This is a genomic window from Acinetobacter sp. (assembly GCF_036666595.1).
In the GTDB taxonomy this organism is placed as follows: domain Bacteria; phylum Pseudomonadota; class Gammaproteobacteria; order Pseudomonadales; family Moraxellaceae; genus Acinetobacter.
Genome location: NZ_JAVWVO010000034.1, coordinates 564 through 1,020, shown reverse-complemented (window position 1 = coordinate 1,020; position 457 = coordinate 564).

The window sequence follows — 457 nt, the reverse complement described above, 5'->3', positions numbered from 1 at the left end:
GAAGTAAAAAATAAATCATAGTTGGACGTCACCAAATTAAAAGATACGTTCTTCAATCAAAAGAAAAGATCCTGGCAATGCACGAATATGCATATCCCCCCTAATGGAATTAATGCGGAAAAAAAGAAAACGTAAAAAGAAATAGAAAGACAGGAGATCAATTCAAATCTTCAGTTAATGAAATGACCAATGCTGAGAGGAATTTAGAGAAACTAACAGAGAGAAAGCCTAAATTTTTTTATGATCTCCATACAGAATGTAAAGACTTTATCTAATCCCTGTAAAATTTAGCTTTTAAATGCACTCATTTGCGATTTAAGCTCAAATTCACACTGGAAGGTACAGAACGAGTGTCTACGAGTGAAATCGCTGAAATTCGCGCTTAGACTCTCTGAAAAACAGCTTTTTAGGCTTTGAAGCCTAAATAAGCGTAAATCACATGCAGAAAATTGAGTCT